This window comes from Citrobacter gillenii (assembly GCF_013337685.1).
GTDB classification, from domain to species: domain Bacteria; phylum Pseudomonadota; class Gammaproteobacteria; order Enterobacterales; family Enterobacteriaceae; genus Citrobacter; species Citrobacter gillenii.
In genome coordinates this window covers 381,441-395,306 of record NZ_SUQN01000007.1, presented here as the reverse complement: position 1 = coordinate 395,306, position 13,866 = coordinate 381,441, and the positions used below count along the sequence as shown (strand labels likewise).

The window sequence follows — 13,866 nt, the reverse complement described above, 5'->3', positions numbered from 1 at the left end:
AGCTATCTACACAGCAACGAATACGTTTATTCGCAACGCAATGGAGTTAATTTTTCATGAGAATTTCAATGCTCTTTCTGGCATGTTCACTGGCCGTCACGTCTTCCACGGTCTCTGCTCTGGAAGGTAATAAAATGATTATCTTTGGCGGGGAAATCTACAGCGCCGATCCAAATAATCCTTCTCCACAAGCCATCGCTATTGAAGGCAAAAAAATCATTGCCGTGGGAACGTTCAACGATGTGCTGAAGAAGGCCGGTTCTGATGCTATTCGCATTGATTTGCAGGGTAATTACCTGATGCCGGGGTTGATCGACAGCCACGCCCATGTTGCTGATGGCGGATTTAAAACGATCACCGTCGAATTTCCTGAAGGGATGACAAAAGCGGCAGCGATTAGAGCGTTTGTCGATAAAAATAAGCGTAACCCTCAGCGCGATCTCCATGGTGTCCAGTTTTACAGCAATGTATCCCTGGATTACTGGGACAATATTAGCCTGCTGGATAGCGTATTTAATGCGCCAGAATATCAGGATACGCCGGTGGTGCTGGCTGGATCGGATGCCCATACCGGCTGGGTTAATAACGCCATGTTACGTAAAGCCAAATTGGATCCCCAGGCCATTGCTGACGCTGGCAACAGTATAAGAACCAATGTTGGGCTAACCCCCAATGGAAAACTCAACGGCTTTGTCTCCGAAGGCGCATGGGATCGGGTGCTCGGTGCCATTCCTCCCGTCGATAACGACAAAATTGCGCAGTCGATTATCGCTGGATCAAAGGTGATGAACCGCTATGGTATCACCGCCTGGATGGAGCCGCTGAGCAACCTGCGCCCGCTGGCACCGTCATTTGATGCTCACCCGGGACGCAACGATGAAGGGCTACTTCCGGCGTACAGTTCTCTGGCGAAGGACGGAAAACTCACCGCCCACGTAACCGGTCTGGCATTGGTCAATATTAACGCTTCTCCAGCAGCCATTGATGACGTAGTGGCTATCAGGGATAAATATGCCGGAATACCCGATATCAAGCTGGCTGGGATTAAAATCTTTCAGGACGGAGTGATTGAATATCCGTCCCAGACGGCGAAGTTGAGTCAGTCATACCTGAATCGACTTGGCTACAGTGGTAGTAACTCGCTGGATAAAGTGACGTTCTGTTCGCTGGTGGCCAAAGCGGATGCCGAAAAATTGATTGCCCACTTTCATGCTATCGGCGATCGCGCCGTGCAGGAGTCACTGGATGCGGTTGCCTGTGCGCGCGAAAAGAATGGCAACAGCGGCATATTGCACAGCATTACCCACCTGGAAATCGTCAACCCGCAGAGCCTCCCTCAATTTCAGCAGTTGAACGTCGCAGCGTCTATGCAGTTGCTGTGGGCGGGTAAAGACGGTGCAACGACAACTCTGCTGGATGGCAAAGTGCCAGCGCCGTTACTCCAACACCTTTATCCTGCTGGCGATCTGTTCCGCCATCACGCGCTGATTGCGGGGGCCAGCGACTGGCCGGTATCTAGCCCCAACCCGCTGTTTGCCATTTACACGGCAGTTACGCGGATGGGGGAAGAGGGCGAACTGCCACCTGAGAGTGAAAAAATCAGCCGTGCCGCGATGCTACAGGCCTACACCCTGAATGCAGCAAAAGTTATTGGCCGCGATAAAGAAACGGGCTCAATTGCCGTAGGGAAAAGTGCTGACCTGGTGTTGTTCGATCGCAACCTTGAGAAAGTGAGTATTGAAAAGCTACGGGATGCCACGGTGCTTTGGACGATGTTTGCCGGAAAAAAAGTCTATAGCGGGAAGTAAACTGCTGCTGAAAGGCCACCGGGAGGTGGTCTTTTACATTACGATAGCCTGTTTTTTGAGCCGTTAGAAAAGAAATACATCACGGCATTTTGATGAAAAATAGTCATCCTTGGCTACGCTTTTAAGTGTCATAAAAATAAAATTTTCGCGAAATGTTATTGTCATGAAATGCGTTAATAACTTGTTTTTGCAGTATTTTTTAAATTCTGTATTTCACTTTTTTTCATTGTCATAAAACTGTCATATTTCGTACATTTAACTGTCACCTGTTTGTCCTATTTTGCTCACAGTAGCAACTCAAACAATGATTTACGAAAACCGTGCAGGAGACATTATGAAAGTTATGCGTACCACTGTCGCAACTGTTGTCGCCGCGACCTTATCCATGAGCGCGTTCTCTGTATTTGCCGCAGCGAGCCTGACAGGTGCAGGTGCAACTTTTCCTGCGCCAGTGTATGCCAAATGGGCTGATACTTATCAGAAAGAGACCGGTAGTAAAGTCAACTACCAGGGTATCGGCTCCTCCGGTGGTGTAAAACAAATTACGGCAAATACCGTTGATTTCGGCGCTTCTGATGCACCGTTGTCTGATGAGAAACTGGCACAGGAAGGCCTGTTCCAGTTCCCGACCGTGATCGGCGGTGTCGTGCTGGCTGTAAATATTCCAGGCCTGAAATCTGGCGAACTGGTGCTGGACGGTAAGACCCTGGGTGATATCTACCTCGGCAAAATCAAGAAGTGGGATGATGAAGCCATCACCAAACTGAACCCAGGGCTGAAACTGCCTTCGCAGAACATCGCCGTTGTGCGTCGTGCTGATGGTTCCGGTACCTCTTTCGTGTTCACCAGCTACTTGGCAAAAGTGAACGAAGAGTGGAAATCTAAAATTGGTGCAGGCTCTACCGTTAACTGGCCAACCGGTCTGGGTGGTAAAGGTAACGACGGTATCGCCGCGTTCGTACAGCGTCTGCCAGGCTCCATTGGTTACGTTGAATATGCTTACGCTAAGCAGAACAACCTGGCCTATACCAAACTGATTTCTGCTGACGGTAAACCGGTAAGCCCGACCGAAGAAAACTTTGCAAATGCGGCAAAAGGTGCTGACTGGAGCAAAACCTTCGCCCAGGATCTGACTAACCAGAAAGGTGATGAGGCGTGGCCGATTACGTCCACCACATTTATCCTGGTTCACAAAGAGCAGAAGAAACCTGAGCAGGGCGTTGAAGTGCTGAAGTTCTTTGACTGGGCGTACAAAAATGGCGGTAAACAGGCGAATGACCTGGATTACGCCAGCCTGCCGGATAACGTGGTTGAGCAGATTCGTGCTGCATGGAAGACCAACGTGAAAGACAGCAGCGGTAAAGCACTGTACTAATAGAATATCTTTGACGAATTGGCGGATGGCGCTACGCTTATCCGCCCTACGGTTTCTACCGTAGGCCCAGAGTGTAGGCCGGATAAGCGTAGCGCCATCCGGCATGGGCAACTGAGTAAACGAGTTTAACTTAAAGAGTGATTTATGGCTGCAACCAAGCCTGCTTTTAACCCACCGGGTAAAAAGGGTGACATGATATTCAGCGTGCTGGTAAAACTGGCTGCGCTGATTGTGCTATTGATGTTGGGTGGCATTATTGTCTCTCTGATCATCTCCTCCTGGCCAAGCATTCAAAAATTTGGTTTCTCATTTTTGTGGACCAAAGAGTGGGATGCGCCAAACGACATCTACGGTGCGCTGGTACCGATTTACGGTACGCTGGTGACCTCGTTTATCGCCTTGCTGATCGCCGTTCCGGTGAGCTTCGGCATCGCTTTATTTTTGACTGAGTTAGCACCTAACTGGTTACGTCGCCCGCTGGGCATTGCAATTGAACTGCTGGCGGCGATCCCGAGTATTGTTTACGGCATGTGGGGCCTGTTTATTTTTGCCCCGCTGTTTGCAACCTACTTTCAGGAGCCGGTGGGTAACATCCTTTCCAACATACCGTTTGTGGGTGCCCTGTTTGCGGGTCCGGCCTTTGGTATCGGTATTCTGGCAGCCGGTGTGATCCTGGCCATTATGATCATCCCGTACATTGCGGCGGTCATGCGCGATGTGTTCGAACAAACGCCGGTACTGATGAAAGAGTCAGCCTACGGCATCGGCTGTACTACCTGGGAAGTCATCTGGCGCATCGTCCTGCCGTTCACCAAAAATGGGGTGATTGGCGGCGTGATGTTGGGTCTTGGCCGCGCGCTCGGTGAAACCATGGCGGTGACCTTTATCATCGGTAACACCTACCAGCTCGACAGTGCATCGCTGTTTATGCCGGGTAACAGTATTACCTCTGCGTTGGCGAATGAATTTGCCGAAGCGGAATCTGGCCTGCATGTGGCTGCGTTGATGGAACTGGGGCTGATCCTGTTTGTGATTACTTTCATCGTGCTGGCAGCGTCTAAGTTCATGATCATGCGCCTTGCGAAGAACGAGGGGGCACGCTAATGGCTACGCTTGATATGCAAAACACCGCCGCGCTGGCGGAGTCTCGTCGTAAGATGCAGGCGCGTCGCCGCTTGAAAAACCGCATCGCACTGACACTCTCAATGGGGACGATGGCGTTCGGTCTGTTCTGGTTGGTGTGGATACTGTTCTCAACGGTGGTTCGCGGTATCGACGGTATGTCGCTGGCGCTGTTCACTGAAATGACGCCGCCGCCGAATACGGCGGGTGGCGGTCTGGCGAATGCCCTGGCGGGCAGCGGGCTGTTGATCCTGTGGGCGACCGTGTTGGGTACGCCGCTCGGTATTATGGCGGGCATCTATCTGGCCGAGTACGGGCGTAAGTCCTGGCTGGCTGAGATTATCCGCTTTATCAACGACATCCTGCTGTCTGCGCCGTCGATTGTTGTGGGTCTGTTCGTTTACACCGTGGTCGTCGCGAAAATGGAGCACTTCTCTGGCTGGGCGGGCGTGATTGCGCTGGCGCTGCTGCAGGTGCCAATCGTGATTCGTACCACCGAAAACATGCTCAAACTGGTGCCGGATAGCCTGCGTGAAGCGGCCTATGCGCTGGGTACGCCGAAGTGGAAGATGATTTCAGCGATCACCCTGAAGGCGTCTGTCTCCGGCATTATCACCGGTGTTTTGCTGGCGATTGCGCGTATTGCCGGTGAAACCGCTCCGTTGCTGTTTACATCGCTCTCCAATCAGTTCTGGAGCACCGACATGATGCAGCCGATAGCCAACCTGCCGGTGACCATCTTTAAGTTTGCGATGAGCCCATTTGTGGAATGGCAGCAACTGGCCTGGGCCGGGGTGCTGATTATTACCCTGTGCGTACTGCTGCTGAACATTCTGGCGCGCGTTATTTTCGCGAAGAAGAAACACGGTTAAGACGAATTGCCGGATGGCGGCGTAAACGCCTTATCCGGCCTACGGTCGAACATATTTGTAGGCCTGATAAGCTGCGCGCCATCAGGCATGATAAGGAATAGATTGAAATGAGTATGGTTGATACTGCCCCAGGTAAGATTCAGGTTCGTGATTTGAACTTCTACTACGGCAAATTCCATGCCCTGAAGAACATCAACCTGGATATCGCTAAAAACCAGGTCACGGCGTTTATCGGGCCATCAGGCTGTGGTAAATCAACGCTTCTGCGTACCTTCAACAAAATGTTTGAACTGTATCCAGAACAGCGTGCGGAAGGTGAAATTCTGCTGGATGGCGACAATATTCTCACCAATACCCAGGATATCGCGCTGCTGCGTGCCAAAGTAGGGATGGTGTTCCAGAAGCCGACGCCGTTCCCGATGTCCATCTACGACAACATCGCGTTTGGTGTCCGTCTGTTTGAAAAACTCTCGCGTGCAGATATGGACGAGCGCGTGCAGTGGGCCTTGACCAAGGCCGCATTATGGAATGAAACCAAAGATAAACTACACCAGAGCGGGTACTCTCTCTCCGGTGGTCAGCAGCAGCGTTTGTGCATTGCGCGTGGTATTGCCATTCGGCCTGAGGTGTTGCTGCTGGATGAGCCGTGTTCGGCGCTCGACCCGATCTCTACCGGGCGTATTGAAGAGCTGATCACCGAGCTGAAAGAGGATTACACCGTCGTTATCGTTACCCACAACATGCAGCAGGCTGCGCGTTGTTCCGACCACACGGCGTTTATGTACCTGGGCGAGTTGATTGAGTTCAGCAACACGGACGATCTGTTCACCAAGCCCGCGAAGAAACAAACAGAAGATTATATCACCGGCCGTTACGGTTGATTCAGGAGCGCGTTATGGACAGTCTGAACCTTAATAAACATATTTCCGGCCAGTTCAACGCAGAACTGGAAAGCATCCGCACCCAGGTAATGACCATGGGCGGCATGGTGGAGCAGCAGCTTTCTGATGCCATTACCGCTATGCACAACCAGGACAGCGAGCTGGCGAAGCGCGTCATTGAGGGCGATAAGAACGTCAACATGATGGAAGTGGCGATTGATGAAGCCTGTGTGCGCATCATTGCCAAGCGTCAGCCGACGGCGAGCGACCTGCGCCTGGTGATGGCAATCATCAAAACTATCGCCGAGCTGGAACGTATTGGTGATGTAGCGGATAAAATTTGCCGTACCGCGCTGGAGAAATTCTCCCTGCAGCATCAGCCGTTGCTGGTAAGCCTGGAATCACTGGGTCGCCATACGGTGCAAATGCTGCATGATGTTCTGGATGCATTTGCGCGGATGGATCTGGACGAAGCGGTGCGTATTTACCGTGAAGACAGGAAAGTTGACCAGGAATATGAGGGCATCGTACGCCAACTGATGACCTATATGATGGAAGACCCGCGCACCATTCCGAGCGTGCTGACCGCACTGTTCTGCGCCCGTTCTATCGAGCGTATCGGTGACCGTTGCCAGAATATTTGCGAATACATCTTCTACTTCGTGAAGGGACAAGATTTCCGTCACGTCGGAGGCGATGAGCTGGATAAGCTGCTGGCGGGTAAAGACCCGAAGGAATAAGCGGCTTGTTGCGTTCGCCGGGATCCCCGGCGTCGCTATTGTAGGCCGGATAAGGCGTTACGCCGCATCCGGCATTCTGCGCCATCCGCTTGATGGCGCTTTGCTTATCAGGCCTACTGTTTAATCGACGATATTCCAACCCCGCGCCTTCCACAATGCCGGCAACTGTGCCAGATCGGTAAAGGTCGTCACTTTAGGATGATCGATCGGTTTGTTGTGCGAATCGGCGCAGAAGTAGAACACCTCCATCCCGGCATCAATCCCTGACTGCGCACCCGCTGCAGAATCATCCACCAGAATGCAGTTTTGCGGATTGACGTTCATGGCTTTTGCCGCATGGAACATCAGCGCCGGATCGGGCTTCCAGCGTTGGATATCATAGCCGCTGAACAGTAAATCCGGGAAATGATGCAGCATGCCTAGCTTGCCCAACGAGTGCTGCATTTTGCTGACCGGACCGTTCGACACCACGCACATCGGCACTGCCATGCTATCCAGCAGCGCGTTGGCACCCGCAATCACCTCCAGTTCCGTATCGAACAGGCGTGCGACCTCGGCGCGGTAAATCGGTTCTAGTTCGGCTTTTGCCAGTTCGACACCGTGCTCGTCGTTGATAATGTCGATGATCTCGTAGAGCTTTACCCCCTTGAAGCGTTTAAACGTCTCTTCAAGATCGAGCGTAATGCCAAACGCCTGGAACATGCTGACATACGCGCGAGAACAAATGACTTCACTGTCGACGAGGGTTCCGTCACAGTCAAAAAATACAGCTTCTATCTGGGACATGTCATTTCCGTTTTAACAAGTTTAACGTTTACGTACAGCATTATTGGGCGACGCAATCGTTGCCGTATAAGCAAAATCAATGGAAAAAAATCGCTCATAACCCACCCTATTGTCGCATTTTGGTATAGGATAGCGACGAATTTTCCCTCCTTGTTCGGAAATTGATAATGAGTCAACAACACACAACCCAGGCTTCTGGCCGGGGCATACTGGAACGCGTGTTTAAACTGCGCGAACATGGCACGACGGCACGGACCGAAGTGATCGCCGGTTTCACCACGTTCCTGACGATGGTCTACATCGTTTTCGTCAACCCGCAAATTCTGGGCGTAGCCGGAATGGACACCAGTGCCGTCTTCGTGACCACCTGTCTGATTGCGGCGCTGGGCAGTATCCTGATGGGCGTATTCGCTAACCTGCCGGTGGCGCTGGCGCCAGCGATGGGGCTGAACGCCTTCTTCGCGTTCGTCGTGGTACAGGCAATGGGCCTGCCGTGGCAGGTAGGTATGGGCGCTATCTTCTGGGGTGCGGTGGGTCTGCTGCTGCTGACTATCTTCCGCGTGCGTTACTGGATGATTGCCAACATTCCGGTCAGTCTGCGCGTGGGGATCACCAGCGGTATCGGTCTGTTTATCGGCATGATGGGGCTGAAAAATGCCGGCGTTATCGTGGCGAACAAGGATACGCTGGTTTCCATTGGTAATCTGACTTCTCACAGCGTGCTGCTGGGGGTCTTGGGCTTCTTCATTATCGCTATTCTGGCGTCCCGCAACATTCATGCGGCGGTGCTGGTTTCGATTATCGTCACCACCCTGCTGGGCTGGATGCTGGGCGATGTGCACTATAACGGTATCGTTTCTGCACCACCGAGCATCACCACCGTTGTGGGCCATGTTGACCTTGCCGGGTCGTTCAACCTGGGGCTGGCGGGGGTGATCTTCTCTTTCATGCTGGTTAACCTGTTCGACTCCTCCGGTACGCTTATTGGTGTGACGGACAAAGCGGGTCTGGCCGATGAAAAAGGTAAGTTTCCGCGCATGAAGCAGGCGCTGTTTGTGGATAGCGTCTCCTCGGTTGCCGGGTCCTTTATCGGTACTTCTTCAGTGACTGCGTATATCGAGTCGTCTTCCGGGGTTTCAGTTGGCGGGCGTACTGGCCTGACGGCTGTCGTGGTGGGGATCCTGTTCCTGCTGGTGATTTTCCTGTCGCCGCTGGCGGGAATGGTGCCGCCCTATGCGGCAGCAGGTGCGCTGATTTATGTCGGTGTGCTGATGACCTCCAGCCTGTCACGCGTGAAGTGGGATGACCTGACCGAAGCGGTCCCGGCGTTTATTACCGCCGTGATGATGCCGTTTAGCTTCTCGATTACCGAAGGTATCGCGCTGGGCTTTATTTCCTACTGTGTAATGAAAATCGGTACCGGACGCTTCCGCGACCTCAGCCCATGCGTGATCGTTGTGGCGCTGCTGTTTGTGCTGAAGATTGTGTTTATCGACGCACACTAAAATATCGGTATTCTCTACAGCCCGCCCGGCATTACTGCTGGCGGGCTTTTTCTTTTATGCTTTTACGCGCTGAATATAATCCCCGAAGGCGGCTAACTGGCCCGTCAGGTGATCCAGCGTGCTTTGATCAATCACTTCGCCGGTTTGTGTATCCACTTTATTCTGAATGACACCACCCATAAACTCCGGTTTATTCATGACCATGGCGTCAAGGAACACCAGAATCTGGCGCAGATGGTACTGACAGCGGGCACCGCCAATCGCGCCCATTGAGCTGGTCTGGATCAGCACCGGTTTGCCTGCCAGAGGCTGATCGGGTAGACGGGACAGCCAGTCGATGGCGTTCTTCAGTCCACCTGGTACCGAATAGTTATATTCTGGTGTGACAATCACCACGCCATCCGCTTTTCTGATCTGCTCCGCCAGCGCTTCTACGCTTGCCGGAAAACCTTCTTCCTGCTGGAGATCGGCATCGTACAGTGGAATATCGCCAATCGACGGTAATGCGTTGACGTCCATCCCTGCCGGGGCAATTTTTGGCAGCGTACGGGCAACCATTCCATTAAATGAGCCTTTGCGCAGGCTCCCCAGTAACGTAACAACATTCAATGTTTCGGACATGGTTACTCCTGTTTCATCATGAAGGTTAAATCAGTTAAGCGTGCAGTTCTTCGCTGCGGATAATTGAGAAAAGCGGATCAGGCGGCCCGTTGGCGCATTGGCGCGAGTCTGGATATCGGGCAAACTTTTCCAATCCTGCTTACCATCAAACTCCCAAACCTTGAGTTTTTCAATAGCTGGCGTCACCGCGACCGACCACACCAGCACATCTTCCGCATCGCAAATGGCTTCGATCTGCGCCGTATGGGCGCATTTCAGGCGTCCGGCGCCGGGTAACAACTGGAGTTCGCGCGGATCGTCATTGCTCATATCACCGGTAAGTTTGAGTACGCTCTGGCGCAGGGTAATGAGCTGTGCGCGTGCTTCATTCGGATCGCTTTGGTTGTTGATCCACAGGTTTTCGTTGCTGGAAAAGCGCCTGGTGTCCGTCGAATGTGGATAGTTAAACCCACGGATTGCTCGCTGAAGTTCCATATCCAGGCCGCAGCTGCCTTCTGTCGTCAGCGCCACGCCGACGATATTTCCGGCGTAGGAAATGGAAAATCCGGGCAGATTTTTATCGCGAAAGACCGGTTTGCCTTTGGCATGTTGCACGATTTCGGGTAGCGAGCTGGTGCCGTAAAGCATAAACATCAGTTCAGCGAGGAGGCTTCTGGAGGCCAGAAAGCGTGTTCGGCGGTGAGTTGGGAGGCTGTTTGCTTCGATATGACATGGAGAAGGGAGGCGAACTGAAATCAGGTGTCCCTCCGTAAGAATCCCTCTGGCAAAATGTGTCGCCATTTTTCGCTCCGTGATTAATGGTCCGTGATTATTACCAGAGTAACATTTACACGGCGTCCAGGCAGGCTTTGCTGCCTAAAAATCAGGCGAAAACGGGATACATTACGCGACATTTACATTTCTGACACTATCATGGTTAATTTAGCAACAATTTGGGCGCGCAGTGTCAGGACATATCACGATAGAGCGTCTTGATCGTGTCTTTCAGCCAGACGATCTTTGGATTGTGGCTGTTACGTTTATGCCAGAGCAGGGTGAACGGTACGCGCATTTTTTCCAGCTGTGCGGTATCAAAGGGCAGCGGGCGCGCCACCAGTGGAAGCTGGTGGAGTTGATTATAACGCTGACAATAGACCGGGGCGGTGGCTATCAGCGCGTGATCCGGTTGAGCGGCCATAAACAGCGACTGCTCAAACCCCGGCAGACTCAGGGCGATAGTGCGTTTGCGTCCTATCTCCTGCAGCACATCGTCCAGCGCCCAGGTATCGCTTTGTTCCCAACTGATGCTGATATGCGGATAGCGCAGGAAGGTCTCCAGGTTCCACTCTTCTCGTAACGCCGGATGATCTTCGCGCAGCCAGACGCAGGGGAGATCGGAAAACAGCACTTCATGGTCGATAGATAACGGCAGCAGGCTCAGCAACTCGCGTGAGCGCGGGTGGCTTTCGCGCCCGGTAAACCCGATATCCACCTCACCGCGAATAATGGCGTCCAGCGAATCGTAATCCCAGTTGCGCACTTTGATGGACGCTTGCGGATAGCGTTGATAAATCTGCTGCGAGAGCGCGTTGAACATGATCATCACCAGCGGCGTCTCGGCCACCAGATCAAACTTCAACCCGCGCGGTGCTTCGTGATGCGGCTTATCGAGCAACTGATTGCCCATCTGCATCCACTCCGCCAGGTTCTGTTCCATACTGACCATCAACGGCGTCGGCGTCAGCCCCAGCGGGGTGTTTACAAACAGCGGATCGTCAAACCAGGATCTCAGCTTCGCCAACGATTTACTGACCGCCGACGGCGTGACGTTCATCCGTTTGGCGGTTTTGGTGACGCTGCGCTCCTGCATCAGGAGCTGCAGGCAGAGCAGTAAATTAAGATCGAGACTGCTGAGGGATTTCTTCATGAGTAGGCGCGGACCGGTTAGGAGCAACAGTGATAATCAGCATGATGCTCACTATGCTACAGCCAATCAGAATCCCGATCAGCATATTCAACGCGTCAAGTCCGAGGACAGCCGCCAGCCAAATCCACAGTGATGAGCCACAAACCTGGGCGATGCCTAGCGTTGAGCTGGCGACGCCCGCTCGCAGCGAGAACGGTCCCAGCGCCTGGCTCATGGCAACGCCGAAACCGACCGAGAATCCGGCACAGATTAACGTCAGGCCAAACAGTGTAACTGCATGCGAGCTGGCAAGGGTTAGAACCACGCCTGCGCTCAGGAACAGCACCTGCGAGGCCAGCATCAGGGTACGGGGCTTAAACAGGCTCAGGGCGAACGGCGTGGAGAAAGAGACCGCCATACTGACCCCTGCGGTCATCGCCATGGTCGTGGCGTATTCACCGCGGTCAAAACCCATTACCTCCATCAGTAGCACCGGCGAGGTGTTGACGAAGGTAAGGATCACCGACACGCTGAGCGTGGTAATCGCCAGTCGGCTGAGGAAAAAGCGGTTTACCAGCGATTCGGTGCGCTGCTCAACACCCGCAGACCTTGAGAGCGTCGCTGGGCGCGATTCTCGCAGGATAAACACCGACAGCAGGCAAACTGCCACGCCCATACCAATCATTGTGTAGAACAGGCTCTGCCACGGGTATTTGAGCATAATCAGATGCCCCATTACCGGGGCCAGAACTGGCACGATACAGGTGATACCGTTCAACAGAGACAGCACCTTCGCCCGGCGGCGATCGTCGAGCGTATCGCGCAAAATCGCAAAGGCCACTACATAACAGCAGCCTGCGCCAATTCCCTGAATAAAACGGCCCACCAGGAACGGCGTACCGCTCTCGGCGAATGAACACAGGGCGGAAGCAAAAATAAAGATCAGGGCGCCGACAATCGCGACCGGTTTACGACCCGACTGGTCGGCAATCTTACCGGCGAACAGCATCGCCGCGGCCATTCCGGCCAGATACACCGAAAATGCAATATGCAGCTGTGCTTCGCTGGCGTTAAGGTCGGCGGCAATACGCGGTAACCCCACCAGATACATATCAATACCGGCAGGATAAAGCAGAACCAGGGCAAAACTGCAGATTAAAAAGCGTGTCATAGCGACCTCATGAGGAATGTGGCGCTAAGAATACGGGGAGAGCGTCAGTAGCACGAGTTGCCATTCGGACAACAGTGATTTCCTGAAAGGAAATGATGCTAAATTGGTTGGCTGTTAGCCTCTTCAATAGGCTGATTTGGCGCTTCTTTTACCATCTTGATGAATTTATCCCGTCGTGTATGGTTTAACTGAGGGTTCCAGACCATACCAATATTCCAACTTGCGAGGCTTGTTTCCGGATGGCGTAGCTCCACGCCCGCAGGCAGGAAATGACGGACGCTTTCTGGTAGCAATGCGACACCATTGCCAGCGGCAACCAGCGGCAACCAGCGGCAACCAGCGCCAATAAGGCGTGAATATCATCCGTAACGGATAAGGGCTGAGTGATGATGCCATTTTTCTGGAGGTATAACGCTGTCTGCTCTGCCAGGCAAGGGCTCTGGGTTGGATTCATTTGTAAGATAGAATTTGATAATAAAAGATCCAGTACACTTTTTTGCTGTAAATTTTTATCTGACGGCACCGCCAGCCGTAAATTTTCACGCTTAATTAATAATGAGTTAAGCGATTCAGCGGCAGGAAGTCGCACAAAACCAATATGAAGCTCTCTGGTTACTAATAAGTTACATTGTACACTTGATGGAATATGGCTTACTGATATTTCTGTATCAGGTTGTTGGGACTGAAAAGTATTAATCCACGCCGGAACGTTATTAAAAGATGAAATACCAAATCCAATACATAAACGCTCATGACTCTTTTTCTGGATGTCCTGAGCATAAAGGAGAAAACGATGATGCTGTTCGAGTAATTCATTTGCACTTGAATAGAGTTGATGACCCAGTTCGCTGAGTGCCGCTCCGTGGCGGCCTCGCTGGAAAAGGTTACCGCCGATCTGCTGTTCCAGCGCCTGGATTTGTTTAGACAGCGCCGGCTGTGTGAGATGGAGCACTTCAGCGGCTTTGTGATAGTTACCGTGTTCTGCGACAGCAACAAATGCGCGTATGAGTCGTATATCCATTCCTGACATTTATCGAACTCTGAAAAAATGGAATTATACACAGTATTATAATCTGGCAGATACTGGTGAGGGATAATTA

13 protein-coding genes are annotated in these 13,866 nt (G+C 52.5%); 7 read left to right on the top strand and 6 right to left on the bottom strand.

Annotated features, from left to right (window positions below):
- The first annotated feature begins 56 nt into the window (after positions 1-56).
- The 6 genes from FCH32_RS18635 to phoU all read left to right on the top strand — a co-directional run bounded on the left by FCH32_RS18635 (position 57) and on the right by phoU (position 6,798).
- Positions 57-1,808 carry an amidohydrolase gene (locus FCH32_RS18635; protein ID WP_117342607.1) on the top strand — a complete coding sequence of 584 codons (1,752 nt, stop codon included), beginning with the start codon at positions 57-59 and terminating at the stop codon, positions 1,806-1,808.
- Between the two features lie 334 nt (positions 1,809-2,142).
- Positions 2,143-3,183, top strand: coding sequence for a phosphate ABC transporter substrate-binding protein PstS (gene pstS, locus FCH32_RS18630; protein WP_096758984.1), 1,041 nt, complete (start codon positions 2,143-2,145; stop codon positions 3,181-3,183).
- Positions 3,184-3,327: 144 nt separating this feature from the next.
- Positions 3,328-4,287 carry a phosphate ABC transporter permease PstC gene (pstC, locus tag FCH32_RS18625; protein WP_096758985.1) on the top strand — a complete coding sequence of 320 codons (960 nt, stop codon included), beginning with the start codon at positions 3,328-3,330 and terminating at the stop codon, positions 4,285-4,287.
- Positions 4,287-5,177: a phosphate ABC transporter permease PstA gene (gene pstA / locus FCH32_RS18620; protein ID WP_096758986.1), complete on the top strand. Its 891-nt coding sequence runs from the start codon at positions 4,287-4,289 to the stop codon at positions 5,175-5,177. The genes pstC and pstA overlap by 1 nt, the downstream gene beginning before the upstream one ends.
- Positions 5,178-5,284: 107 nt before the next feature.
- Positions 5,285-6,058 carry a phosphate ABC transporter ATP-binding protein PstB gene (gene pstB, locus FCH32_RS18615; protein ID WP_003023821.1) on the top strand — a complete coding sequence of 258 codons (774 nt, stop codon included), beginning with the start codon at positions 5,285-5,287 and terminating at the stop codon, positions 6,056-6,058.
- Positions 6,059-6,072: 14 nt separating this feature from the next.
- Entirely contained in the window at positions 6,073-6,798 is a 726-nt protein-coding gene (gene phoU / locus FCH32_RS18610; protein WP_115259878.1) for a phosphate signaling complex protein PhoU, read from the top strand.
- 120 nt (positions 6,799-6,918) lie between these two features.
- Here the strand turns inward: phoU and yieH are convergent, their stop codons facing one another.
- Positions 6,919-7,584, bottom strand: a complete 666-nt coding sequence (yieH, locus tag FCH32_RS18605) for a 6-phosphogluconate phosphatase (RefSeq protein WP_096758988.1) — start codon at positions 7,582-7,584, stop codon at positions 6,919-6,921.
- 167 nt (positions 7,585-7,751) lie between these two features.
- Here yieH and adeP point away from each other — a divergent pair, with 167 nt between their 5' ends.
- Positions 7,752-9,089, top strand: coding sequence for an adenine permease AdeP (adeP, locus tag FCH32_RS18600; protein ID WP_138140552.1), 1,338 nt, complete (start codon positions 7,752-7,754; stop codon positions 9,087-9,089).
- A 54-nt stretch (positions 9,090-9,143) separates the two neighbouring features.
- On the opposite strand, the gene FCH32_RS18595 is transcribed toward adeP, so the two are convergent.
- The 5 genes from FCH32_RS18595 to FCH32_RS18575 all read right to left on the bottom strand — a co-directional run bounded on the left by FCH32_RS18595 (position 9,144) and on the right by FCH32_RS18575 (position 13,796).
- Positions 9,144-9,710, bottom strand: a complete 567-nt coding sequence (locus FCH32_RS18595; protein WP_096758989.1) for an NADPH-dependent FMN reductase — start codon at positions 9,708-9,710, stop codon at positions 9,144-9,146.
- Positions 9,711-9,740: 30 nt separating this feature from the next.
- Positions 9,741-10,490, bottom strand: coding sequence for a 4'-phosphopantetheinyl transferase family protein (locus FCH32_RS18590; protein WP_174361326.1), 750 nt, complete (start codon positions 10,488-10,490; stop codon positions 9,741-9,743).
- A gap of 166 nt (positions 10,491-10,656) precedes the next feature.
- Positions 10,657-11,616, bottom strand: coding sequence for an HTH-type transcriptional regulator YidZ (gene yidZ, locus FCH32_RS18585; RefSeq protein WP_174361325.1), 960 nt, complete (start codon positions 11,614-11,616; stop codon positions 10,657-10,659).
- On the bottom strand, positions 11,585-12,766 hold the full coding sequence (locus FCH32_RS18580; protein ID WP_117342604.1) for an MFS transporter: 1,182 nt from the start codon (positions 12,764-12,766) through the stop codon (positions 11,585-11,587). Before FCH32_RS18580 ends, yidZ begins: the two co-directional genes overlap by 32 nt.
- A 184-nt stretch (positions 12,767-12,950) precedes the next feature.
- Positions 12,951-13,796, bottom strand: coding sequence for a LysR family transcriptional regulator (locus FCH32_RS18575; RefSeq protein WP_244958432.1), 846 nt, complete (start codon positions 13,794-13,796; stop codon positions 12,951-12,953).
- Positions 13,797-13,866 lie beyond the last annotated feature (70 nt).